This is a genomic window from Burkholderia sp. AU31624 (assembly GCF_020420065.1).
GTDB lineage: Bacteria > Pseudomonadota > Gammaproteobacteria > Burkholderiales > Burkholderiaceae > Burkholderia.
This window is the reverse complement of sequence record NZ_JAIZRT010000006.1, coordinates 192473-214199: the sequence shown is the minus strand read 5'-3', so window position 1 is coordinate 214199 and position 21727 is coordinate 192473. Positions and strand designations below refer to the sequence as shown.

The window sequence follows — 21727 nt, the reverse complement described above, 5'->3', positions numbered from 1 at the left end:
GGAATGCGTATCCGGCAGGCGCGGCGTGAAGTCGGTGCCGGCCGCGTACCGCGTTGGACACGACTACGCGCCCAGCACCGACAGATCGCGCGGCAGCGCACGCTTGAACATCGCGAGAATCTGCTGCGCCGCCTTCGGCGGCAGCGTGATCGCATGGCGCACGGCCGCCGCGATCTGGATCATCATCAGCTCGGCGAAGGTGCTCCGTTGCGCATGCGGAATATCGGGCGCCACTTCGCCCAGCGCATCCGCGAACAACCCCGCCAGAAACTCACCGTCCGCCCGGTCGAGTGCCTGCAATGCGCGGTCAGCCTGCGTGGCCCGCCAGATGTCGCGCATCAGCGGCTCGTCGACGAACATCCGGTAGTAGCTGTCCGTGATGCGGGCGAGCGTGGCGTGCAGGTCGTCGAGCGTCTTCATCGTCGCGAGATCGCGTCGCACGCAGACGTGGCCGGCTTCGTTGTAGCGCTCAGCGAGCGTGCCGATCACGGCCGCCTTGTCAGGGAAGTACTGGTACAGCGAGCCGAACGAGATGCCCGTGCGTTCGACGATGTCGCTCATCCTGAACGCATCGCAGCCTTTCTCGATCATCACCTCCGACGCGCACGCGAGGATGCGCTCGAACCGCTCGCGGCTGCGCTGCTGCGTCGGCACCAGCCGTGCGCGCGCGGGCGTATCCGCCGTGTCCGCTGCCGCTTCGGGCCCATCGTTCTGCCCCGATTTTTGTCGGCCCATGCCGCCTCCAGAAAAACTTGACGTTGCTAATGCGAGAGTCTATCGTGTTTTTGAAACGCGAGACATTCTCGCATTTTAGCCAAAGGAGACGGTCATGTCGGCACTTCCCATCCTCATCGTCGGCGGTTCGGGCAAGACGGGCGCCCGCGTCGATGCGCGGCTGCGTGCGCGCGGCATCGCGACCCGCCCCGTGTCGCGCACGTCGGCCGTCCGCTTCGACTGGACGGCGCCCGACACGTGGCCGGCCGCGCTCGACGGCGTATCGGCCGCGTACGTGACCTACCAGCCCGACCTGGCCGTCGAAGGCGCGGTGGACGCGATCGCCGCATTCGCGCGGCTTGCGCGGGAGCGCGGCGTCGAGCGGGTCGTGCTGCTGTCCGGGCGCGGCGAGCCCCGCGCGCAGGCCGCGGAGGCCGCGCTGCAGGCGTCGGGCGTGGAGTGGGGCGTGGTGCGCGCGAGCTGGTTCAACCAGAACTTCTCCGAGGGCTACCTGATCGACGGCGTGCTGGCCGGTGAAGTCGCGCTGCCGGCCGGCGCGGTGCGCGAGCCGTTCGTCGATGCGGACGACATCGCCGATGTAGCAGTGGCCGCGCTCACCGACGCGCGCTTCGCGAACCGCGTGATCGGGGTCACGGGGCCGCGCGCGCTGACGTTCGCCGAAGCGGTCGCCGAAATCGCACGGGCTGCCGGCCGGCCGGTCGTCTATCGCGAGATTCCGGCCGATGCGTTCGTCGCCGGATTGCGTGAGGCGGGCGTGCCGGAGCCGGTCGTCGCGCTGCTCGACGATCTGTTCAGCGTGGTGCTCGACGGGCGCAACAGCGCGGTGACGCACGGTATCGAAGCGACGCTCGGGCGGCCGGCGCGCGATTTCGCCGACTATGCGCGCGCGACGGCCGCCACCGGCGTGTGGCGCGCACGATCATGATCGCGTTCGCGACCGCCGCCTTGCTGTGGGGCTCGGCCATCGGCTGCGGGCTGATGGCCGGCGTGTATTTCGCGTTCTCGACGTTCGTGATGACGTCGCTCGGACGGATCGCGCCGCAGGCCGGCGTGGCCGCGATGAACGCGATCAACGTCGACATCGTGCGCTCGCCGTTCATGCCGCTGTTCCTCGTCACGACGCTGATGGCGCTCGCGCTGGTCGTGCTCGCGTTGTTCCATCGCGAGCAGCCGGGCGCGATGCTGGCGGTCGCGGGCGGCGTGCTGTACGTGGTCGGGATGTTCGCGGTGACGATGGCCGTCAACGTGCCGCTCAACGATGCGCTCGCCGCGGCCGATCCGTCCACCGCGCAGGGCGCGGCGCTGTGGACGCGCTACGTGCACGACTGGACGATGTGGAATCACGTGCGCACGGTGGCGTCGGCCGCCGCGTGCGTGTTTTTCATCGCGGGGATTGCGGCGCGGTAATGGGGCGCGTCATCCGGCGGGTGAGGCCTGCGCGGGCAACCGGTATTCGGCGATCGTGCCGGCATCGAATGCGATCAGCGAACCGCGGTCCGGATCGTGCCGCCGCGCGACGAAGCCAGGAAGCGTCCCGAGCGGCGCACCCGAGGCGATGACCCAGATCGTCGTGCCGGCGGGCGTCGCGACGTACAGCGACGCGCCGTCACTGAACAGGTCGCTGATGCGGTCGGGTTCGGTCGCCATCGGGATGCGCCGGTCGTTCGATTGCAGGGCTTCGGTCACATCGAGGATGCGCACGCCGGCGCCTTGCCCGGCTTCCGCAAATTCATCCTCGTCCCAGTCGGCGAGCCCCCAGTACGCGATATGCCGGTTGTCAATCCAGCAGGCCGGCGTGTCCCAGTCGTCGCGCCGGGTCAGTCTGACCACCGATGCACCGTCTTCACTTTCGAAGGGATTGGCGTCGAGCCACGCGGCGACCGACCATGCGCGCGGGATCGAAACGGGATGCCAGACCCATCCGTCGTCGAACAGCCGGCTGCCGTCAGGGCTCGGCACGAGCCGGCCGTGGAAGTAGTCGAGATAGTGTTCGGGCCGCTCGTCGCTGGCGTACGGCGCGATGTCGCGTGCGGTGAGCGAGGCGCCGGTGGCCGGATCGGCCGCGTCGAGCCGGTTCCGGGCGGTGCGGTGCACGAAGATCGTGCGATCGCGATCGCGGAGGAAGCACGCACTGAACGCGACGGTGTGCGGATAGTAGTCGCCGCGGTCGAGCTGCATCGTCGGGGTGCCGGTGGCGACGTCGACAACGAAGCCGTGCCGCCCATAGTCGGGTCACGATCGCCGCATGCTGGCCGTCAGGCGAAGCGTGCAGGCGATAAGCGGGCGTGCCGAACGCTGCGTGACCCGTCGGTGGCGGGAGTGACGGCAACGGCACCGAACACAGTGCGGTGCGGCGCCCCGTATCGAGATCGACTCCATGCAGCGAACCGTCCGTCGTCAATACGACCAGGTGGCCGTAGCCGGCCTGAACGGCGCGGGTATCGACGATCGGCGCGTGTTCCCACGCGAGCGTATGCACGGGACGGGATTCGTGCGTGGATGCTGACGGGCGGTGCGGGATGTTCCTGTTCATGGGCGCGATTCTATCGCTCATGGTTGCCGTGCCGTGAGCGACATGCAGAACCCACCCTACGCGTAAACGCTGACGGCGACACACCGCTTGCACATCGCCGAGAACGCGCTCTGACTGCTGTAGCCGTGATCTATTGCTCTGGCATTATTATTAAATCAATTCAGCGTTGGACGGCAGATCTATGACGTTATCGGAAAGAGATATAACGGTGTGCCGATGCGTGACGGCTATGATAGTCATCTTCTTTTCGTTCGTGCGAAGAGTGTCAAATATTCCGCGTTCGGTATTCTCATCAAGCGCGGAGCTAGGTTCGTCCAGGAATAGAATGTGTGGATCTCCAATTAATGCGCGAGCAATCGCAAGTCTTTGACGCTCTCCGCCGCTAAGTAGCTGCCCTCGCTCGCCGATCGTGTAGTCTAACCCCTCCTTGAGAGAGTTCAATTTTGAGTCAAGTTTGACTCGCTTAAGTACATCAAGAATTTGATGATCTGAAAAATTTCGACCAAATAAAATATTATCTCGTATGCTCAAATTGATGAGCATTGGTTCTTGTGCGACATATCCGATATACGGGAGATAGTTGCTTGTGCTAATTTCAGATAAATCTTCATTATTTATGAAAATTTTCCCGCTATTGATATCTTTCAATTTCAGGAGGGATTGGATAATGCTTGTTTTTCCTGAGCCAGATGGTCCTGTAATAAAATTGATGTTGCCTGGTTTGAATGTGGCAGATAAATTGGTCAGTATGGGTCGTTCGCTTTCCAGGTGAGAAATGGTGATTTGATTAAGTGATATTGTGGGTGCCGAGTCAATTGAAGGTCGGATGGATTTTTCGCTATAAATTTCATCTTTGTGCTTGGTCAGCTGTGATTGAAGCGGCTCCGCAAGCCCTCGGGCAATCGCGAATTCACGCAGTGATCCTCCGATCATCTCAAAGGGACGATTTAATTGGATAAGAATCATGCCGACAAGGACCATGTTGCTCACGCCGCTTTTCTCTTGCAGTGATAAAATTGTTATCGTAAATATGCAGCTATACTGAAATGTGATGAGAGTTGCTTGGACGGCTCCATATTTGAGTCGGGATAGATAAAAATCGTTCCAGTGCTTTTTTATCTCTTGATTTTGAAAGTCATATAAAGTTGAAATCCATTTGCCGGCGCCGAGAATTCTAATTGTGGTGATATTGTCTATGGCTCCACCCAGCAAATTTGCACCTTTTATCGATTTGGAGCGTGCCTTTTTTTGATGTTGAGTAGTGGCGGCGTTCCCACGAAGGGTGATCCAAATGGTTGCTATTCCGTATAATGTGGAAAATAGTGCAATTAGCCAGCTTATTTTTTTTCCGATTACTGAAAATGAAAAAATAATCTCTGCAACTCCGGATATAAACACCATTAGCATCACCTGTATGTATATGGTGTTGGATTGATGCAGGTTTTGCGTCATTTCGGAGATGGCTGATGAGTTGTTTTCAACAAATATTGCCCCCCTCGAGTTTATTAGCGATGTCATTATTGATTTGCTGGTTTCGGCTTTGATTTCTTGTTCAAGTCGACTCATTATGACGACTTTGATATCTTGAATTAATCGGCCTCCGCCGATGGTTAGTCCAAATGCTACGAAATATATTATAAGAATCGTAGTGTCGAATTCGGAGGTGGCTTGAGCAGATATGGCATGTGAAAATATGAGGGGGCCGGAAACAGAGAGCGCCGCAGCAAGGACGGTTGCAAGGATAAATCCGAGTATTAATGTCTTTGATTTTTTTGCGCATAGAGTGATTGCGTTGAATTGGATGTCAGTGAGATTCAATTGCTGCTCCCTCGATAGTGTCGATCCAGTCTGATAACGCTTTGGCGGATGCTATGGAAAGAGCTGCCTCGTGTTCGATTGGCTGTCGCAATGCACTTTGTAGCTTGTCGGGTGAAATGAGACCGATTTTGCATAGAGTACTGTCGAAAAGACTGGTCCCAATGGATTGGTAGTCGAATCTATTGAGTATATCTAGGCCTCCTCCTTTCCCTGCTCGGTAAAAGACGGCGTCTGGGAGAAGTTCTTTAAATGCATGTCTTTCCAGGGCGCGATCCATTCCATTTTGAATGTGGTTTTTTCGTTGCGCGCTAATCGCTGCGCGGATAAGTGGCCAAAAGAGAAATACTTTCCTCTCATTGGTTAGGCAATTTTTTATGTTCGCATAATTCAGCTCGGCATTTCGGATGCCAATAAATTGAAATGCGGCACTAATTGGAAGGTGTTTTATTAGATGAATATTTGGGATGGGATCAATCATCTCATGATTGCTTCTGCAGGAAAGTATGTTACTGGATGGCTTGTGGCTATCGAAAAGTCTGCGTCTCATTGACTTGCTGGTGTCGCCGTGTATAAGCTCATGAACGACGTCCCAAATTGAAAGGCGGTCGTGTGATGCCAGATGAGAGAGCATGCGAATTTTTTCAAAGAGTGTATTGCATTCAAACGTCAGTTCTCGAGTTAGTGCTCGCCTGCGAAGGCGCAGAAATAATTGATCGCCACCATCTCCGCTCAATACCACTTTCGAACCGGCTCGTTGTGCGGCTAAAAACAATCGGCTTGTAGTCTCAATGGTTGAGAACATCTTGCAAGGTCTGAGCGATGGAGCGAGGAGTTCAGTAGAAAGGGTTGGGAGAAGACTGCTTGATCCGGTGTCGACAAGTATCTTCGATCCCCGAATATGATTTGCTACCGTCTCAAAAAAATAAATCTCGCTAGTGTCAAAGCTGTTCGGACTGTAGCCGTGCAAAAGAGATTGAGGGGATCCGCGATGTAAATCGCAGGCGGCAACAGCTACGACGGATGAGTCAATTCCTCCGGAGCACTCTAGGCTGTACTTTCCATTGAGGCCCATTGTTTTGTGTGCAATGCTATTTGAAATCAATGTTCCTATAGATTGAGAGTCCTCCTCGAAAGATGATTTGTTCTTGAGGTTCGTGGTTGCCAGAAGCTCAGTTAAGTAATCAACGAGATGGAATTCATTGTTTGTAAAAAATAATGTGGAGCCACTCACTATTTCAAATATGTCAAGCAATCCTGTTTGTGATGATAGGGTTGATTGATTGTGAAGCCAGGCGGCTAGATAGCTTTGATTGAGTTTTGTTGTGGTTTGGAGGATTTCTTGAGGTGGAAGTGAACCAGTCCAAAATTTGATTGTGTCACGTTTCTTTTTGTAAAAAATTGAAAATTCTGAGAATGCTGGTCGAAGGACGGCGAAATCATTTTTCTTTCTAATGATGAATGCGCAATCGCCGGCATAGTGCTCGTGGAGTTGTCTTGCTATGCATTCTATGTTGGACGAGATGACATTTGTGTTGAGTGAAAGTAGAGAGGTCGGTTCGCCGGTTTGGGCGTTGACGATGTGGTTGATTGACGTTACTAGGATGTCGTTTTTTATTGAAATTGTTTCTGTGATATTTGAGCCATTTGTCAAAAAATTAATGTCTAGGTTCATAAATCGATCCTCATGATTTCGCTATACTCCTCGACCGCATATTTGGTGTCGTTTACGATTAGATTTCCGCACTGAACCCATGCGTGAGCTCGAAAATTGGGCTGCGCGACACCAAGGTGAAGGCTAACTGATGCCGTAAATTTGATCATGTAAAGCGCGCACGCAATAGAGTCCGTCATGCATAAAGGTCGATTTAGATGGAGGTTCCTAAAGAAGTTGTATGAATTAATTGGATGGTGAATTGGTATGTCTTTGAGGGGTGTGATTGATTTTAGTTGTATTGTTTTTTGTGTCAGCATTGATATTTGATTTTTTATTGGTGCGCGCTTTAGTTTTGTAGAAAAATTTCTGCATTTTATGTACCTGAGAAAATTTGATGGATTTAGGAGGTTGGTTTCTAGAAAATCGTCGCTGTCACGTAGAATTGAAGCTTGGTGTGTCTGTTTGGATTTTAATTCTGGATCTTTGTCTGTCTTTCCAATGATATATTTGTTGTGATCGAGGTCAAGGTGAATCCATTTTCCATTTGACCAGGCGTGTTTTATGTTCATTTGTGTTGATGGAGGGGACGGCGCCATCCCCTCTGCTATGTGCGTGATGTATTAATATCGCTTGTCGCTGGTGCGGTATTCGAGGACGTAATCGAATTCGTATCCTTGGGTTGCTTCGGTTGCATCTACGAGAATTACATCGTTTTCAGTTGCATTGGTATTTTCTTCGGGATGTTTGTCTTGCATTTGGTGATCTCCTTTTGATAACTTAATTAAAAATCGTCAACAAATATTTTTCGTAAAATATAAGTCAACGGATTGACCAAAAACCGTCAAGTCGATATCTGAAAGGAACGGTAGTCGGGTCAATTTTTGGATTGCGTGTATCCGTGCAACAGATAGTAGCTGCCGTGCCGGTGCCGAACTTCCTCGTCACGCAGCTATTGTTTCTGGTTATAGTCGGCCCCCCCCCGGCGCTACCCTCATTTGTGCCTTCTCATTGATTGTCTCAATATCATCTGTATTCCTATGTAAAATTAGTGTTCCCGGAACGTCGTTGCTCATTGAATGGCATCGTAATGCAAATGAAAATCATTTGCAACTGGCTGTAAGAAATTGCTTCAAGATGCTGTCGCCGTGCTCGGAACACTGACGAGATGCGATAGGGGGAACGATGAGCGCCGCCTACCGAGATCGGTCTGCGGCGAGTTCAGTTAATACCCGTGGTCTTCGGGCGGTCAACGAGCAACTGAGGATCGAGACTAATGCGCACGGACCTTATGCCTGCGCTGGAGAGGATACGTTTAGGTCGCATCGCGTCGGTGCGGGCACTTCCATATAGGAGTCAAACGGACGATGCGCCGACAACCGCTACGCGTAAAACGCCGACGGCGACACGCCGAAATGCCGCTTGAACATCGCGGAAAACGCGCTCTGGCTGCTGTAGCCGTGATCCATCGCGACGGTCAGCACCTTCTCGCCGTGCGCGAGGCGCTTGAGCGCGAGCAGCAGCCGCGCCTGTTCGCGCCATCGACGGAAGCTGAGCCCCGTCTCGCGCCGGAACGCACGATGGAGCGTGCGGACCGACAGCCCGAGCAGGTCGGCCCATTCGGCGATCGTGCGCAGATCGTCGGGCGCGGCGACGAGCGCGTCGCAGATCGTGCGCAGGCGCGGGTCGTGCGGCCACGGCAGGTACAGCGGCAGCAGCGGCGCGACCGTCACCTCGGCGAGCAGCAGGTGCATCAGGTGATCGTGGCGCGAGCCCGGCGCATAGTCGAGCGGCACGTCCACCGCGGCGAGGATCAGCTCGCGCAGCAGCGGATGCACTTCCACGACGCAGCTCCGCGCGGGCAGGTGCTCGACCGCGCCCGGTTCGACGAACACCGTGCGCATCTGCACGTCGCCGCTCATCTGCACCGTGTGGTCGAGACCGGCTTCGAGCCACACGCCGCGCGTCGGCGGCACGACCCACGATGCGCCTTCGGACTGCACGTGCATCACGCCCTCGATCGCATAGAGCAGCTGCGCGCGGCGATGCCGGTGCGGCGCGATCGACGTGCCGTGCGCGTACGTCGCCGCCATCGCCGAGACGGGCATCGGCGTCGATTCGAAGCGCAGGTGGGCACCGGGCGGCGTGGACTCGAGTGTCCGATTGGCGACAAGTCGTGACATTTTGGCGTGAGACAGGCAGGTGGACGGGCGGGCACGATGGCGTTCCCATCCACGCCAACCCCCTGTCGGGATATTAATCCGTCGAATGCGATGAACAAGTCTCCTCTTCTGTTTCCCTTCTGCGCGATCGCGCTGTGGGCCGGCAACGTGGTCGTGTCGAAGCTGTCGGCGTCGACGATCGACCCGTCGGCGATCACCTTCTACCGGCTGCTGCTCGCCGTCGCGCTGATGAGCGTGTTCACGCTGCGCCCCGCGTGGCGCAATCGCGTGGCGCTCGCAGCGCACCTGCCGAAGCTCGCGGTGCTCGGCTTTCTCGCGATGGCGCTGTTCCAGAGCCTGTCCTACGAGGCCGCGAAAACGACCAGCGCGACCAACATGGCGATCATCACGGCGCTCGTGCCGCTGATGACGATGGCGCTCAGCTCGCTGCTGCTCGGTGATCCGCCCAGCGTGGGCATGATCGGCGGCGGGGTGCTGTCGCTCGCGGGCGTCGTCTACCTGATTGCCGAAGGGCACCCGACGACGATCGCCACGCGCGGCGTGCATACGGGCGACCTGCTGATGCTGGCCGCGTCGGCCGCCTATGCGCTGTACGGCGTATTGCTCAAGCGCTGGCGCATCGGTGCGCTGCCGGCGTGGCAGTCGACCTACGTGCAGGCGCTCGCCGCGCTCGTCTTCATGGTGCCGATGCTGCTGCGCTTGCCCGCGCAGGCGGCGTGGCCGACGCGTGCGAGCGTGCCGCTGATCCTGTATGCCGGCGTGCTGGCGTCGGTGGTGCTGCCGTATCTGTGGATGCAGGGCGTGCGGCTGCTCGGCCCGAGCCGTTGCGCGATGTTCATGAACCTGCTGCCGGTGATGACCGCCGGCGGCGCGATCGTGCTGCTCGGCGAATCGCTGCGGCTGTATCACCTGATCGGCGGCGGCGTGGCGCTCGTCGGCGTGGCGATCGCGCAGCGGTTCCCGTTCCAGGCGAGCGCATCGAAAGGGGCGCGGCAATGAGCGGCGATCGCGACATGCAGCACCTGATGGCCGCGCTGCCGGACGCGCGTGCATCCGTGGAGGGCCCGGCGCTCGCGCAGCAGCTCGAACGGATCGCGATCGCGCTCGAAGCGCTGGTGGGCACCGGCCAGCCGGCGCCCGTCGACTTCGACGCGGCCGTTGCATTCCTCTGGCGCGGCTTCGACGGCGGGCCGCGCGCGGCGCCGCTCGAACCGGTCGCGTCACCCGCGCTCATCGCGTTCGATGCGCTGCGCAACGTCGAGCGGCAGGTGGCGATCGTCGAACGGAACACGCGGCAGTTCGTGCGCGGCTTCGCGGCGAATCACGTGCTGTTGACCGGCGCGCGCGGCACCGGGAAGTCGTCGATCGTGAAGGCGTGCCTGCATGCGTTCGCGCCGCACGGGCTGCGGCTGATCGAGGTCGGCAAGGAGCAGTTGAGCGACCTGCCGGCGATCGTCGAGCTGGTGCGTGCGCGGCCGGAACGATACATCGTGTTCTGCGACGACCTGTCGTTCGAGGCGGGTGAGACCGGCTACAAGGAACTGAAGACGGTGCTCGACGGATCGGTCGCGAGCGACCTGTCGAACGTGCTCGTGTACGCGACGTCGAATCGCCGCCACCTGATGCCCGAGCAGGCGAGCGACAACGCGAACGTGTCGCGTGCGGAGAACGGCGAGCTGCATCCGGGCGACGCGGTGGAGGAGAAGATCTCGTTGTCCGAGCGCTTCGGGATCTGGGTGACGTTCTACGGATTCACGCAGGACGCGTATCTGGCGGTGGTCGACAGCCGGCTGGGCGAAGCCGGGTTCGATACGGAGCAGATTCGCGCGGCGCGCGAACCGGCGCTGCAGTGGGCGCTGGAACGCGGTGCGCGGTCGGGGCGGATCGCCGTGCAGTTCGTGCGGGATTACATCGGGCGGATGGCGGAAGAGAGCGACGTGGAGGAAAGCGCCCGCGTGTTGCGAGCGGGTTGAGTGGGGCGTTACAAGACCCGCTCCGACAACACCCTGAACGCGACGTCCGGCACGACGAAGCACATCGGTTCGCCGGTCGCGCCGATGCGCGCGAGGAATTCGCCGCCGCCCACCGGTTCGACCGGTTTCAGCGGCCGAACCGCGTCGACATCGATCGGCAGGTCGATCGACGCATGCGCGAGGCGGTCGCAGTCCGCGACATGCGCGACGGCCGCGTGCTGCAGCGACAGGTAAGCGACGGCGTCGCGCCAGCTTTCGAAGAACGGCGCGAACGCCTCGGGTAGCGTGGCGTCATCCGACATCGCCGCCGGGCAATGGAAATCGGGCGCGCTCCCGCTACCGCCCGACAGCCGCGTCCGATACCGTCCATCCTGCACTGCATGCGTGAAGCGCTCGGCGAGATGCGACGGCAGCGCGTCGCTGAAGAGTCGGCTGCCGAGTGCATAGAGCGGATGGTCAAACACGTTCTTGACGAACAGCACCGTGCGATCGGCCGGCACACCACCCGGCAGCGCATCGACATAAAGCCGCCAGTTGCTTTGCAACGGCGACGGGAATACGCGTCGCAGCGGGCCCGCGATACGCGGGCCGAAATGGCGGTGCGCATAGGTGAGGATCGTGAACGGCGTGCGGCCGTCGCGGCTCGCGAGCGTGACGCCGTGCGGCACCAGATGCGCGACCGCCGCAACATCGACGAGCCACGTGCAGTACACGACGTTCTCGACCTCGCTCGCGAGCTGCAGGAACGGCAGGCGCGACAGCAGCGCGCGGCGTGTGCGCAGCAGCGGGCGACTCGCAACGAGCCGGTTGACGAGGCGGCCGACGGGGCCGGCGGATGGGGAAACGAAGGCGTTGTCCTGGAGCATGAGCGGCATTGTGCCGGTGGCGCGGGGCGGGTGGAAGAGGCGTTGCGGTGCCCCTGTCGAAATTGTCAGGGCATGTCGATCGCGAGCGGACGGTAAGCGTTCTCATCGGATGGACGCAGGCGCCGCGCGCGAGCCGGCGCATAGGCGCGAAGCCTGGCATCGTGCCCGCGTCCGCGTCCGCCAATCCGTCGGCGGCCTGCAGCATCGGTCAATACCCCGACCCACTCCCCCCCTGATCCGTCACGATCGCCACCCCCGAGCTCGTGCCGAGCCGCGTCGCGCCGGCCTCGATCATCGCCAGCGCGGCCGCGCGGTCGCGCACGCCGCCCGACGCCTTCACGCCGAGCACGGGGCCGACCGTGCGGCGCATCAGCGCGACATCCGCGAGCGTCGCGCCGCCGTGGCCGAACCCGGTCGACGTCTTCACGAACGCGACGCCGAGATCGCGGCACATCTCGCACACGCGCACCTTCTCGTCGTCGCTCAGCAGCCCCGTTTCGAGGATCACCTTGAGCGGCACCGCGCCGCATGCCTGATGCACGGCGTCGATGTCGGCCTTCACGTCGTCGGCGCGGCCGCTCTTCAGCGCGCCGATGTTGATCACCATGTCGATCTCGCCGGCGCCCGCCGCGATCGCGGCGGTGGCTTCGAATGCCTTGGCGGCCGACAGCCCGGCACCGAGCGGAAAGCCGACCACCGCACAGACGAGCACGCCGGTATCGGCCAGCTCGCGCGCGGCGAGCGGCACGTTCGCCGAATTCACGCAGACCGAGTAAAAGCGATGCTCGGCCGCCTGGCGGCAGAGTTCGCGGATCTGCGCGTCGCTCGCGTCGGGCGCGAGCAGCGTGTGATCGATGGTTTGAGCGAGTTGGGCATTGGAAAGCGGCATGTTTCAGGACTCCACGGAGCGTGCGCCGGAAGGGCACACGTAAAGTTGATGTTTTCACATCGGTTTGTTACAAATACGACATTCCGGCCGGGCCCGCGCGCCCGGCACGACGAGCGACGGATGCGGCGGGCACGCAGGATACTGGCATGGAAACGAAGAAAGGCGAACGGATCAAGACATTGATGAACGTGCTGCAAGGGCAGAACGCGATTCATCTGAAGGAAGTGGCCGAGCTGTTCGGTGTGTCCGAGATGACGATCCGCCGCGATCTCGCGGACAACCCACACGGCCTGAGCCTGATCGGCGGCTACGTGACGCGCCACTTCGCCGCGCAGCGCAGCGACATCGGCGAGTACGTGGTCAGCACCGAGAACGACCGGCAGACCGAGGAGAAGCGCCGCATCGGCAAGCTGGCCGCGCAGTTCGTGACGACCGGCGACACGATCTTCGTCGACTGCGGCTCGACCACGCCGTTCGTCGTCGACTTCATTCCGGACGACCTCGAATTCACCGCGGTCTGCAATTCGCTGAACGTGTTCGCGAAGCTGCAGCAGAAGCCGCATTGCAGCGTGATCCTGTGCGGCGGCGTGTACCACCGCAAGAACATGGTGTTCGAGTCGGTGGCCGAGACGGGCATCCTCGACACGGTGCGCGTGTCGAAGGCGTTCATCTCCGCCGCCGGCGTGAGCGACCGCTGTGGCGTGACCTGCTTCAACTTCCACGAAGTCGACGCGAAGAAGAAGGTGATGGCGCGTGCGCAGAACCGCTTCCTGCTCGTCGACCACACGAAATTCGACGAAGTGCGCGCGGCGTACTTCGCCGAGCTGACCGACTTCAACTACGTGATCTCGGACGGGCAACTGAGCCGCCGCTACGAAACGGCGATTCGCGAACACGGGATCGCGCTCGTGACCTGACGCCGCGCGGCCGCGCATCGCTTCACGCATCGCGTGCTTCCGCCGCGCTGAGGTAGCCGGTGACGACTTCGAAGCGGCGTGTCGCGCCCGGCGCGAGCGCCGCCACATGGCCCTTGCGGCGTTCGGCTTCATACCCCTCCGGCTCGCAGGTCGACGGCAGCGCGAACGCGGCGACCTGCTGGTCCGCGTTGTGCAGGATCCAGCGCGTCGCATGCGGGAATTGCTCGGGACGGTATGCGGTGTGGAACGCGCCGCCATCCGGATGTTCGAGCAGGAAATGCGCGACGCCGTCCGCATCCGTTTTCGCACCGTTCATGAAGAACACGATCTCCGGGTCGTACAGCGCGGGCGCATCGAGCGTGTGAAGCCGTTCCGGTGCGTGCGCGAGCGTGGCCGTGTAGTCGCGCCACGCGGCGGTCGGCTTGACGTGCGCGGGCACGCTGTCGCGCAACCGCAGCCCGCCTCGAGGCAGCGACTGCACGAAACGACCGCCCGGCACGTACGCATAGTTCAGGTGCGCCATGTACATCAGGTCCATCGGCGCGCCGCCGAGATTCGTCACCTCCATCGCGATCGTCATCTGCGCGTCGTGCTCGGCGAGCCGCACCGACGGGCGCGCGATGTAGTGGCTGCCGAATCCCTGCACGTATTCGTATTCGCCGGTCACCTCGACGAACGCGCCGCGCGCCTCCGCGCCGACGACGCTCGCGCGATCCATCGGCGCGCACGGCATCTCGCCGTGCAGCGCATGCGTGTCGTCCGGCCCCGGGCAGCCGTTGCGCAACAGCCCGCTGTGGAACATGAAGCAGCCGTAGGTATCGATGATCGACGCCGCGCGCTTCGGCTGCCGGAACATGTGCTTCATCGTCAGGTCGCGGCCGTCGAACGCGGCGGCCCAGATCATCTGGCCGAGATACGGCAGCACGACGAGGTGGCCGCGACGGTTCTCGAGTTTCAGCGCCTCGACGCCGGACGGATACGCGAACGCGGTGACGGTGAGCCCGTCGGTGCGGTACAGCGTGCGCGGCGTGTCGCGAAAGTCGTCGCGGCGCAGTTCGATTTCGCCTCGCATGCTCAGGCTCCCGACGTGTTGCGCGTGGCGGCGTAGCGCGCGGGCGCGTGGCCGTCGGCGGCTGCGTCGGGTGTCGCGGCCGGCAGGTGGCGCAGGCAGTAGAAGCCGTAGTAGACGATCACGACGAAGCACGCGAGCGGCACGACGAACGCGAGCTGCATGTTGCCGCCCGTGTGATCGGAGATCAGCCCCTGGATCAGCGGCACGACCGCGCCGCCGACGATGCTCATCACCAGGATCGAGCCGCCGTATTCGGTGTCCTTGCCGAGCCCGTCGATCGTGAGGCCGTAGATCGTCGGCCAGCACGGGCCGAGGAACACGCTCACGCCCACGGCCGCATAGACGGCCGTGATGTCGTGCACGCTGATCGTGTACGCGAGCAGCGCGATGCACAGGATGCCGTAGGCGATCAGCACCTTGGCCGGCCCGACACGCTTCATCACGAGCGTGGCGACGAGCTTGCCGACGAAGAAGGCGAAGAACGTGGCAAGCAGGTAGTGCGACGCGCCGCGCTCGGTCAGGCCGCCGATCTGCATCGCGAGCCGGATCGTGAAGCTCCACACGCCGACCTGCGCGCCGACATACAGGAACTGCGCGACGACGCCCGCGACGAAGCGCCGGTTGCCGAACAGGCGCGCGAGCGTGCCGCGCGCGTCGATCCGGTGCGTGGCCACGCTCGGGCCGTTGCCCTTGCAGGCCGGGTAGGGCGTGAGCGCGAACACGATGAACACGGCCACGAGCACGACGATCAGCCACTTGTACGGCTCCAGCGTGGCCTGGATCATCGCGAGCTGGTGCACGTGGGCTTCGGCGGCCGACATCGCGGCGAGCTGCGCATGCGACGCATCGCCTTCCTTGAAGATCAGGAAGCTGCCCATGTACACGCCGGCCATCGCGCCGAACGGATAGAACGTCTGCGAGATGTTCAGCCGCCGCGTGCTGGTTGCGCGCGGGCCCATCAGCGTCGAATACGAATTCGATGCGGTTTCGAGAAACGACAGGCCGGCCGCGATCACGAACAGCGCGACGAGGAACATCCCGTACTTCGCCATCGACGCGGCGGGGAAGAACAGCAGGCAGCCGGTCGTGTAGAGCAGCAGGCCGACGAGGATCGTCGTCTTGTAGCTGAACTTCTTCACGACGGTCGCGGCCGGAATCGCGAGGAAGAAGTAGCCGAGATAGAACGCGGACTGCACGAAGGCCGATTCGAAATCGGACAGGAAGAACGACTTCTTGAATTGCGCGATCAGTACGTCGTTCAGGTTCGCGGCGGTGCCCCACAGCGCGAACAGGCAGCACAGCAGCGTGAACGCGAAGAGCGGCGTGCGGTTCAGGTAATAGCCGTCGGGGGTGTGTTCGATTCTGGCTCGGCCCATGGGTGTCTCCTTCCCAATTGTCTCGTCGATGAAGGCGCCGCTTACATGCCGGCGTCGCGGAGGAAGCGTTCGAACGTCGCGGTGTCGGCGTACGACTTCTGCGTGCCGAGGCCCGTGACCGAATGCGCGGCATACGCGGACGCGTAACGCATCGCATCGAGTGCGTTGCGTGACGCGGCATAGCAGCGCGCGAAGCAGCCGATGTACGCATCGCCGGCGCCCGTCGTGTCGCGTGCGTCGACCGGCACGCCCGGCACGTGCCGCACGCCGTCGCGCGATACCAGCAGCGAGCCGTCGCCGCCGAGCGTGACGAGCACGTGCTTGAGCCCGCGCGCGACCAGCGCTTCGGCGGCGCGCGCCGCGCTGTCGCGCGAATCGACCGGCATGCCGGACACGATCGCGAGCTCGGTTTCGTTCGGCACGAAGAATTCGACGGTGCGGATCCGCTCGAAATCGAGATCGGCCACCGCGGGCGCGGGGTTCAGCAGCACCGGAATGCCGTGGCGCGCGCCGAATTCGATCGCGTGATAGACGGTGTCGAGCTCGATCTCGAGCTGCAGCACGATCAGCGCGCATTCGGCGAGCTGCGGCGCGGCCGCGTCGATGTCGGCCGGCGTCAGGTGGCGGTTCGCACCCTTGACGATCAGGATGCTGTTGCTCGAATCGGGTTCGACGAAGATCGGCGCGACGCCGCTCGGCACGCCGGCGACCTTGCGCACGTGCGTGGTGTCGATGCCTTCGCGCGCGAAGTTGCGGATCGTGTTGTCGGCGAAGACGTCGTCGCCGACCTTCGTGACCATCACGACGCGCGCGCCGAGGCGGGCGGCCGCGACGGCCTGGTTCGCGCCCTTGCCGCCGCAGCCGAGCTCGAAGTTCGGCGCTTCGAGCGTTTCGCCCCGGGCGGGCATGCGTGCGACATAGGTCACGAGGTCGACCATGTTGCTGCCGATCACGGCGATTGTCTCCATCTGCGTCTCTTCCTTGGTATGGGATGCGCCGCGCGCGTGGTGGGCGGCGGCGTGCAATACGCGATAATAAAATCACATAAAATGTGAAAATGCAATCATACGATGTTCGGAGGGTTACTTTTGTCGGGGCGCAGCTGTGCCGGCATGTGCTATCGATGCCGCTTGATACAAGCCTTGATCCGGCCGGCCCTCGCTTTCGGGGCAGTTCCGATGCGCTCGTCCGGGCCGTGACGAAACCGCTCGACGAAACGCCGCTCAGCAAGCTCGGCGTTGTTCAATGGGTGCGGCGTGCAGGCATGAAGGAATCCGAGCGCAGCGGAAGGGGGGCTCACCGTGCTGGGCGGCGGCCTGATGTGAAAGGCGGTGCACCGGCTTCGGCAGGGCCCGCGCGCGCGAACCCGGACGCGATGGCCACGCGAATGGCCAGCACGTCGGCGACGATCCTCGACGCGTTCGATCCGACGTGCGGGTTCGCGCAGGCCGGTTTCAAATAGCGGCAGCAGCGGCTCGGGAAGACGCCTTTAAGTTCGGTTGCATACGCAGTGGCGACGCGTGAGATGTGCGGACATCTCCGTCCGGGGCGTCCTCGGTTCCCGGCATCCGCACCGCGCCCGCGTGCACAGGGCTACCCGTCTCCGGCATACCGATCGGCGCCGCCAATGGGGTTCGGGGGTTCGCCACCGCACGCCACGCTGACGGCCCGATTACCGTTTTGTCATCAACCGCGTTCCCGCTTGCACCGTGCAGTGCGCCGTCGCCGTTTCCCGGTAACATCGCCGCATGTCACCATGACCGCGACGGAACCGCCATGCGCATCCTGATAGTTGAAGACGAGCCGAAGACGGGCGCCTACCTGAAGAAGGGCCTCGAGGAGTCGGGGTTCAGCGTCGATCTCGCGAAGGACGGCGGCGAAGGGCTGACGCTCGCGCAGGAAGAGCGCTACGACGTGATCGTGCTCGACGTGATGCTGCCGGTGCTCGACGGCTGGGGCGTGCTGAAGCGGCTGCGCGACACGCATACGACGCCGGTGCTGTTCCTGACCGCGCGCGACGACGTGCAGGACCGGGTGCACGGCCTCGAGCTCGGCGCCGACGATTACCTGGTGAAGCCGTTCGCGTTCGTCGAGCTGCTCGCCCGCATCCGCACGCTCGCGCGGCGCGGGCCGCCGCGCGAAACCGAGCATCTCGCGGTGGGCGACCTCGAAATCGACGTCGTGCGCCGCCGCGTGAAGCGCGGCGCCACGCGGATCGACCTGACGCCGCGCGAATTCTCGCTGCTGCAGCTGCTCGCACGCCGGCAAGGCGAGGTGCTGAGCCGCACGCAGATCGCGTCCTACGTGTGGGACATGAACTTCGACAGCGATACCAACGTCGTCGAAGTCGCGATCCGGCGCCTGCGCGCGAAGATCGACGACGCATTCCCGGTGAAGCTGATCCACACGGTGCGCGGCGTCGGCTACGTGCTCGAACCGAAGGACGACGCATGAGGTGGCCGCGTTCGCTGGCCGCGACGCTCGCACTCGCAATCGCCGCGACCACGCTGGCCGCGTTCGGGCTCGTCGGCGTGTACGTGTACGCGAGCCTCGAGCGACAGGTCAATACGCAGGACGACCTCGACATCGTGCTCGCCGCGCGCCATACGCGCCGGCTCGCGGGCGAGCTCGAATCGCTCGACGCGGTGCGCGCGCATACGGAGCGGCTCACGAGCCAGGTGCTCGGCAACGAGGCGCTGTCGATGGTCGTCACCGATGGCCAGGGTGACATGCTGGTGCGCCACAACGTCACGCTCGCCGCGCTCGACGACGCGCGTGCGGCCGCGTCGGCGCCGCTGGCCGATGCGCAGCTGGTTGCGCCGAATGCGACGCCGATACCCGCGAACGACCGGATCACGGCCGATCGACTCGTCACATGGGTCGCGGCGGGCGGCACGCCGATGCGCGGCGTCGTGATCGAGGCCTTGCTCGGCGACCGCACGCCGATTCACATCGCGATCGCGCGCAACATGCGCGACCGGGCCGCGCTGCTCGACGGTTACCGCGACCGGCTCAAGCTTGCCGGCGGCCTCGGCGCGTTGTTCGCGCTGCTGCTCGGCTACGGGCTGATCCGCACGGCACTCGAGCCGCTGCGCGAGATCGTCGACAACACCGGCCGGATCACGGTCGACAAGCTCGACACGCGGCTCGACGCGTCGCGCGCGCCGCGCGAGCTGCGGGCGCTCGTCGATGCGCAGAATGCGATGCTCGGCCGCCTGCAGCAGGCGTTCTCGCATCTGTCGCAATTCAGCGCCGATCTCGCGCACGACCTGCGGACGCCGCTGAACAACATGCGCGGCGCGACCGAAGTCGCGCTCGCGCGGCCGCGCCCGGCCGACGAATACCAGGCGCTGCTCGAATCGCATCTCGAGGAATACGACCGGCTCGCGCGGATGATCGACAACGTGCTGTTCCTCGCGCGCGCCGAGCATCCGAGCTTCGTCACGCGGCAGCGGGCATTCGACGTGCGCGACGAACTCGAACGCATCGCCGGGTATTTCGAGGGGCTCGCCGACGAAGCAGGCTCGACGCTGCGCGTCGACGGGCAGGGGCGGCTGACCGCCGACGTCGAGCTGTTTCGCCGCGCGATCGGCAACCTGCTCGCGAACGCGCTGCGGTATACACCGGCCGGCGGGGTCATCACGCTCGCCGTCGACGAAACGCCGGACGCGGTGCGCGTCGTCGTCGCGAATCCGGGCGAGCCGATCGATCCCGCGCTGCTGCCCCGGATCTTCGACCGGTTCGTGCGCGGTGACCCGGCGCGCAGCGGCGGTGCGCCGGGCGGCACGGCCGGGCTCGGCCTCGCGATCGTGCGGTCGGTGATGGAGCTGCACGGCGGTTCCGCCCGCGTCGAAAGCGATGCGGCCGGCACGCGTTTCATGCTCACGTTCAGCCGGCCGTCGGCCTGATGCCCAAAACCCGGCTCATCCTCAGGCAGAAGGGCGACCCATTCGAGCTTAGCGTGAAGCGTCGCGTGAATTTCGAAGGGGAGGCAGTGGAGTATTTGGCCGCTGACAGCCTCAAAGTTACGTCACCCGTTTGTATCGGGCTGCTGGCCTCGGAGCCGGCTTCAGCAGCCACTCAGGCCGCCGGACGTGTGCAACGCGGCTGATAGCTAACGGACATTCGCTTGAAACCAGTTCAGATCCTGTTGGGGCACGCACATATCGATCACGTTGCGCCCTACGTCGATGTCTCCCAGCGAGACATGCGCGAAGCGATTGCCGCGATCGACCTTGGGGAGTGAGGGGGGCAGCTTGGCGATTTGGCCTCAACTTACGAGTGCTCGCGGCCGATAACTGTACGGTTGGCAGCACCGCGCCTTCGCTCTCACTGGTATCTTCAATGTAGATACAAAGTGCTTGCCTTTTGATCTGCGAGTATCTACAATGGATCTACATTTGGAGTGATGATATGGAACTCAAAATTCAGAAGTGGGGCAACAGCGCGGCAGTCCGGCTTCCGGCCGTGTTGCTTGAGCAAATCGACGCGTCGGTAGGTAGCTCGCTGAATGCCGATGTGCGCCCCGATGGTGTGTTGCTTTCGCCAGCCCGGCGCAAGTATTCACTGGATGACCTGATCGCGCAGTGCGATCCGAAGGCCCCGGAACCGGCCGACCTGGCCGCGTGGGGCGAATCCAAGCCGGTGGGGCACGAAGCATGGTGAGGCGCGTCAAGTTTGAGAGGGGCGATATCGTGCGCGTTAGCCTGAACCCGACCGTAGGCAAGGAGCAACAAGGGGATTTTCGCCCCGCGCTCGTTCTGTCGCCTGCTGCGTTCAATGCGCTTGGCGTGGCGCTCGTCGCGCCGATTACGCAGGGCGGCGAATTCGCGCGATACGCGGGATTCGCTGTGCCCCTCTCGGGTTCGGGCACTGAAACGCAGGGCGTGGCCCTTGTGAACATGGTTCGCACGCTCGATCTTGAGGCGCGTGGCGCACGCAAGGTCGAGCGCGCCCCGTCCGAAGTGGTCGAAGATGCGCTCGCGCGTCTCCAGACCATTCTCGAATAAAGGAAAAAGCCGTCCGCTTCCGTGGGCTAACGCCAAGGCTCGCGAAGCAGTGGACAACTACCTGCAATATCGCCGCGAATCGGGCCACGGCATCAGCACAGCACGTGCGGCGTACGGGGGGCTTGGACACGCAAAGCTCGCTGTTCCTAACCAGCGACGGAGCGCCGTTCGCCTTTACGCGCAGCGTCACGCGTACAGGTGCGGCCAGTGACTCTTGCGAAACGCTGAACGAAATCATCCGCCGACTGCACACGCAGGCGGGCTTCGAAAGCGGTAACGCCAACGTGGCTCGGCGAACCTTCGCAGTGAATCTCCATCGCCAAGGCTGGTCGCCCAAACTCATTCGACAATTGATTGGAGTTTCCAGTCTCGCTGCCGTTAAACGTCTTGTGGACGGCGATCCAGTAACTCTGGTCTCCATTGTGTGCGGAGTCATTTGAGGGAAATAGTGCGGCTCCATCAATACCATCGAAGCTAGGCTGGGATTCAATAGGAAACCGTGGAATAGGACATGAATTTCTGGATTGGACCTGCGTGCACGTTGATCAACGCGGTTCATTTGACTGAGAGACTCGTCAGCGGAGACGAGGTCAGATTATCGAGGGCAGGTCATCGACTGCAGCTGGCTTTATTTGGTCTATTTTCCATTTGATATTCAAAGTGTCTGAAAAGACCCTCGTCGACACCATGACCCGCTCAGCCTCC

General features: G+C 62.1%; 23 protein-coding genes. 11 read left to right on the top strand and 12 right to left on the bottom strand.

What is annotated here, in order from left to right:
* Nucleotides 1-63: 63 nt before the first annotated feature.
* Nucleotides 64-735 carry a TetR family transcriptional regulator gene (locus LGM89_RS22915; RefSeq protein ID WP_089498514.1) on the bottom strand — a complete coding sequence of 224 codons (672 nt, stop codon included), beginning with the start codon at nucleotides 733-735 and terminating at the stop codon, nucleotides 64-66.
* A 94-nt stretch (nucleotides 736-829) separates the two neighbouring features.
* On the opposite strand from LGM89_RS22915, the gene LGM89_RS22910 reads away from it, so the two are divergent.
* Nucleotides 830-1660: an NmrA family transcriptional regulator gene (locus tag LGM89_RS22910; protein WP_226273971.1), complete on the top strand. Its 831-nt coding sequence runs from the start codon at nucleotides 830-832 to the stop codon at nucleotides 1658-1660.
* Nucleotides 1657-2142 (top strand): DUF1772 domain-containing protein, encoded by a 486-nt coding sequence (locus LGM89_RS22905; RefSeq protein WP_226273970.1) that lies wholly within the window; start codon nucleotides 1657-1659, stop codon nucleotides 2140-2142. The genes LGM89_RS22910 and LGM89_RS22905 overlap by 4 nt, the downstream gene beginning before the upstream one ends.
* A gap of 9 nt (nucleotides 2143-2151) precedes the next feature.
* On the opposite strand, the gene LGM89_RS22900 is transcribed toward LGM89_RS22905, so the two are convergent.
* From LGM89_RS22900 to LGM89_RS22880, 6 genes are all read right to left on the bottom strand, one after another.
* On the bottom strand, nucleotides 2152-2913 hold the full coding sequence (locus LGM89_RS22900; protein WP_226273969.1) for a hypothetical protein: 762 nt from the start codon (nucleotides 2911-2913) through the stop codon (nucleotides 2152-2154).
* 505 nt (nucleotides 2914-3418) lie between these two features.
* Nucleotides 3419-5086, bottom strand: a complete 1668-nt coding sequence (locus LGM89_RS22895; protein ID WP_226273968.1) for an ATP-binding cassette domain-containing protein — start codon at nucleotides 5084-5086, stop codon at nucleotides 3419-3421.
* Nucleotides 5073-6758, bottom strand: a complete 1686-nt coding sequence (locus tag LGM89_RS22890) for an asparagine synthase-related protein (RefSeq protein ID WP_226273967.1) — start codon at nucleotides 6756-6758, stop codon at nucleotides 5073-5075. Before LGM89_RS22890 ends, LGM89_RS22895 begins: the two co-directional genes overlap by 14 nt.
* Nucleotides 6755-6937: a lasso peptide biosynthesis B2 protein gene (locus LGM89_RS37385; protein ID WP_226274189.1), complete on the bottom strand. Its 183-nt coding sequence runs from the start codon at nucleotides 6935-6937 to the stop codon at nucleotides 6755-6757. The genes LGM89_RS22890 and LGM89_RS37385 overlap by 4 nt, the downstream gene beginning before the upstream one ends.
* 423 nt (nucleotides 6938-7360) lie before the next feature.
* The gene (locus LGM89_RS37205) at nucleotides 7361-7495 is read right to left on the bottom strand and encodes a hypothetical protein (protein WP_264172595.1); all 135 of its coding nucleotides are present in this window, start codon (nucleotides 7493-7495) and stop codon (nucleotides 7361-7363) included.
* A gap of 624 nt (nucleotides 7496-8119) precedes the next feature.
* Complete coding sequence (locus LGM89_RS22880) at nucleotides 8120-8920, bottom strand: AraC family transcriptional regulator (RefSeq protein WP_039362607.1); 801 nt, start codon at nucleotides 8918-8920, stop codon at nucleotides 8120-8122.
* 90 nt (nucleotides 8921-9010) lie between these two features.
* Between LGM89_RS22880 and LGM89_RS22875 the strand changes: the two genes are divergently transcribed.
* Both LGM89_RS22875 and LGM89_RS22870 read left to right on the top strand, forming a co-directional pair.
* The gene (locus tag LGM89_RS22875; protein WP_226273966.1) at nucleotides 9011-9919 is read left to right on the top strand and encodes a DMT family transporter; all 909 of its coding nucleotides are present in this window, start codon (nucleotides 9011-9013) and stop codon (nucleotides 9917-9919) included.
* 26 nt (nucleotides 9920-9945) lie between these two features.
* A complete protein-coding gene (locus tag LGM89_RS22870; RefSeq protein WP_413227478.1) occupies nucleotides 9946-10893 on the top strand; it encodes an ATP-binding protein in 948 nt (315 codons plus the stop codon).
* Between the two features lie 8 nt (nucleotides 10894-10901).
* Here LGM89_RS22870 and LGM89_RS22865 read toward each other — a convergent pair whose 3' ends face one another.
* Together LGM89_RS22865 and deoC are read right to left on the bottom strand one after the other, a co-directional pair.
* Nucleotides 10902-11768: a DUF2071 domain-containing protein gene (locus LGM89_RS22865; protein WP_413227475.1), complete on the bottom strand. Its 867-nt coding sequence runs from the start codon at nucleotides 11766-11768 to the stop codon at nucleotides 10902-10904.
* 199 nt (nucleotides 11769-11967) lie between these two features.
* Nucleotides 11968-12648: a deoxyribose-phosphate aldolase gene (deoC, locus tag LGM89_RS22860; protein ID WP_226273963.1), complete on the bottom strand. Its 681-nt coding sequence runs from the start codon at nucleotides 12646-12648 to the stop codon at nucleotides 11968-11970.
* Nucleotides 12649-12794: 146 nt separating this feature from the next.
* On the opposite strand from deoC, the gene deoR reads away from it, so the two are divergent.
* A complete protein-coding gene (deoR, locus tag LGM89_RS22855; RefSeq protein WP_089498522.1) occupies nucleotides 12795-13565 on the top strand; it encodes a DNA-binding transcriptional repressor DeoR in 771 nt (256 codons plus the stop codon).
* A 22-nt stretch (nucleotides 13566-13587) separates the two neighbouring features.
* Here the strand turns inward: deoR and LGM89_RS22850 are convergent, their stop codons facing one another.
* The 3 genes from LGM89_RS22850 to rbsK are packed head-to-tail and all read right to left on the bottom strand — an operon-like array spanning nucleotide 13588 to nucleotide 16981.
* The gene (locus LGM89_RS22850; RefSeq protein ID WP_226273962.1) at nucleotides 13588-14637 is read right to left on the bottom strand and encodes an aldose 1-epimerase family protein; all 1050 of its coding nucleotides are present in this window, start codon (nucleotides 14635-14637) and stop codon (nucleotides 13588-13590) included.
* A gap of 2 nt (nucleotides 14638-14639) precedes the next feature.
* On the bottom strand, nucleotides 14640-16013 hold the full coding sequence (gene fucP / locus LGM89_RS22845) for an L-fucose:H+ symporter permease (protein WP_226273961.1): 1374 nt from the start codon (nucleotides 16011-16013) through the stop codon (nucleotides 14640-14642).
* A 41-nt stretch (nucleotides 16014-16054) separates the two neighbouring features.
* The gene (rbsK, locus tag LGM89_RS22840; protein WP_226273960.1) at nucleotides 16055-16981 is read right to left on the bottom strand and encodes a ribokinase; all 927 of its coding nucleotides are present in this window, start codon (nucleotides 16979-16981) and stop codon (nucleotides 16055-16057) included.
* A gap of 89 nt (nucleotides 16982-17070) precedes the next feature.
* Here rbsK and LGM89_RS22835 point away from each other — a divergent pair, with 89 nt between their 5' ends.
* From LGM89_RS22835 to LGM89_RS22810, 6 genes are all read left to right on the top strand, one after another.
* Nucleotides 17071-17475 (top strand): hypothetical protein, encoded by a 405-nt coding sequence (locus LGM89_RS22835; RefSeq protein WP_226273959.1) that lies wholly within the window; start codon nucleotides 17071-17073, stop codon nucleotides 17473-17475.
* 314 nt (nucleotides 17476-17789) lie between these two features.
* On the top strand, nucleotides 17790-18467 hold the full coding sequence (locus tag LGM89_RS22830) for a heavy metal response regulator transcription factor (protein ID WP_027786146.1): 678 nt from the start codon (nucleotides 17790-17792) through the stop codon (nucleotides 18465-18467).
* Complete coding sequence (locus LGM89_RS22825; protein ID WP_226273958.1) at nucleotides 18464-19921, top strand: heavy metal sensor histidine kinase; 1458 nt, start codon at nucleotides 18464-18466, stop codon at nucleotides 19919-19921. The genes LGM89_RS22830 and LGM89_RS22825 overlap by 4 nt, the downstream gene beginning before the upstream one ends.
* 505 nt (nucleotides 19922-20426) lie before the next feature.
* The gene (locus LGM89_RS22820) at nucleotides 20427-20678 is read left to right on the top strand and encodes an AbrB/MazE/SpoVT family DNA-binding domain-containing protein (protein ID WP_089464289.1); all 252 of its coding nucleotides are present in this window, start codon (nucleotides 20427-20429) and stop codon (nucleotides 20676-20678) included.
* Entirely contained in the window at nucleotides 20672-21022 is a 351-nt protein-coding gene (locus LGM89_RS22815) for a type II toxin-antitoxin system ChpB family toxin (protein ID WP_089463857.1), read from the top strand. Before LGM89_RS22820 ends, LGM89_RS22815 begins: the two co-directional genes overlap by 7 nt.
* Nucleotides 21023-21144: 122 nt before the next feature.
* Nucleotides 21145-21462, top strand: a complete 318-nt coding sequence (locus LGM89_RS22810) for a site-specific integrase (RefSeq protein ID WP_226273957.1) — start codon at nucleotides 21145-21147, stop codon at nucleotides 21460-21462.
* Nucleotides 21463-21727: the final 265 nt, after the last annotated feature.

Excerpts from the sequence above, each read along its gene's own strand:
- LGM89_RS22915 (WP_089498514.1), bottom strand. The coding sequence starts at position 735 with ATGGGCCGACAAAAATCGGGGCAGAACGATGGGCCCGAAGCGGCAGCG.
- LGM89_RS22910 (WP_226273971.1), top strand. The coding sequence starts at position 830 with ATGTCGGCACTTCCCATCCTCATCGTCGGCGGTTCGGGCAAGACGGGC.
- LGM89_RS22905 (WP_226273970.1), top strand. The coding sequence starts at position 1,657 with ATGATCGCGTTCGCGACCGCCGCCTTGCTGTGGGGCTCGGCCATCGGC.
- LGM89_RS22900 (WP_226273969.1), bottom strand. The coding sequence starts at position 2,913 with ATGCAGCTCGACCGCGGCGACTACTATCCGCACACCGTCGCGTTCAGT.
- LGM89_RS22890 (WP_226273967.1), bottom strand. The coding sequence starts at position 6,758 with ATGAACCTAGACATTAATTTTTTGACAAATGGCTCAAATATCACAGAA.
- LGM89_RS37385 (WP_226274189.1), bottom strand. The coding sequence starts at position 6,937 with ATGACGGACTCTATTGCGTGCGCGCTTTACATGATCAAATTTACGGCA.
- LGM89_RS37205 (WP_264172595.1), bottom strand. The coding sequence starts at position 7,495 with ATGCAAGACAAACATCCCGAAGAAAATACCAATGCAACTGAAAACGAT.
- LGM89_RS22880 (WP_039362607.1), bottom strand. The coding sequence starts at position 8,920 with ATGTCACGACTTGTCGCCAATCGGACACTCGAGTCCACGCCGCCCGGT.
- LGM89_RS22875 (WP_226273966.1), top strand. The coding sequence starts at position 9,011 with ATGAACAAGTCTCCTCTTCTGTTTCCCTTCTGCGCGATCGCGCTGTGG.
- LGM89_RS22870 (WP_413227478.1), top strand. The coding sequence starts at position 9,946 with ATGGCCGCGCTGCCGGACGCGCGTGCATCCGTGGAGGGCCCGGCGCTC.
- LGM89_RS22865 (WP_413227475.1), bottom strand. The coding sequence starts at position 11,768 with ATGCCGCTCATGCTCCAGGACAACGCCTTCGTTTCCCCATCCGCCGGC.
- deoC (WP_226273963.1), bottom strand. The coding sequence starts at position 12,648 with ATGCCGCTTTCCAATGCCCAACTCGCTCAAACCATCGATCACACGCTG.
- deoR (WP_089498522.1), top strand. The coding sequence starts at position 12,795 with ATGGAAACGAAGAAAGGCGAACGGATCAAGACATTGATGAACGTGCTG.
- LGM89_RS22850 (WP_226273962.1), bottom strand. The coding sequence starts at position 14,637 with ATGCGAGGCGAAATCGAACTGCGCCGCGACGACTTTCGCGACACGCCG.
- fucP (WP_226273961.1), bottom strand. The coding sequence starts at position 16,013 with ATGGGCCGAGCCAGAATCGAACACACCCCCGACGGCTATTACCTGAAC.
- rbsK (WP_226273960.1), bottom strand. The coding sequence starts at position 16,981 with ATGGAGACAATCGCCGTGATCGGCAGCAACATGGTCGACCTCGTGACC.
- LGM89_RS22835 (WP_226273959.1), top strand. The coding sequence starts at position 17,071 with ATGCAATCATACGATGTTCGGAGGGTTACTTTTGTCGGGGCGCAGCTG.
- LGM89_RS22830 (WP_027786146.1), top strand. The coding sequence starts at position 17,790 with ATGCGCATCCTGATAGTTGAAGACGAGCCGAAGACGGGCGCCTACCTG.
- LGM89_RS22825 (WP_226273958.1), top strand. The coding sequence starts at position 18,464 with ATGAGGTGGCCGCGTTCGCTGGCCGCGACGCTCGCACTCGCAATCGCC.
- LGM89_RS22820 (WP_089464289.1), top strand. The coding sequence starts at position 20,427 with ATGGAACTCAAAATTCAGAAGTGGGGCAACAGCGCGGCAGTCCGGCTT.
- LGM89_RS22815 (WP_089463857.1), top strand. The coding sequence starts at position 20,672 with ATGGTGAGGCGCGTCAAGTTTGAGAGGGGCGATATCGTGCGCGTTAGC.